The sequence below is a fragment of the Faecalibacterium sp. DFI.5.82 genome (genome assembly GCF_029076575.1).
Classification (GTDB): Bacteria; Bacillota; Clostridia; order Oscillospirales; family Ruminococcaceae; genus Faecalibacterium; species Faecalibacterium duncaniae.
Map to the genome: position 1 here is coordinate 1 of NZ_JARFIS010001193.1, position 286 is coordinate 286.

Annotated in this window: 1 pseudogene; it reads left to right on the top strand. The window is 57.7% G+C overall.

Annotated elements, in window-relative coordinates:
• Nucleotides 1-286, top strand: a pseudogene (locus P0G09_RS20695) (helicase); the annotation flags it as partial.

Genomic DNA, 286 nt, shown 5'->3' on the forward strand with positions numbered 1-286 from the left:
GGAGGGAACCGGCTATCGGGCGCGCACCAGATTCTCCAAGTTCTTTAACCTGCCGGAGCTAATGAACCTGTTCAAAGAGGTGGCGGACATCAAAACCGCCGACCAGCTGTACCTGCCTACCCCGGAGGTAGAATACCACAACATCGTGGCTCAGCCTACCGAGCATCAGCAGGAAATGGTGAAGGCACTCTCCGAGCGCGCTTCCGAAGTACACAGAGGCAGTGTGGACCCGTCGGTGGATAATATGCTCCAAATCACCTCGGATGGCCGCAAGCTGGGGCTGGAC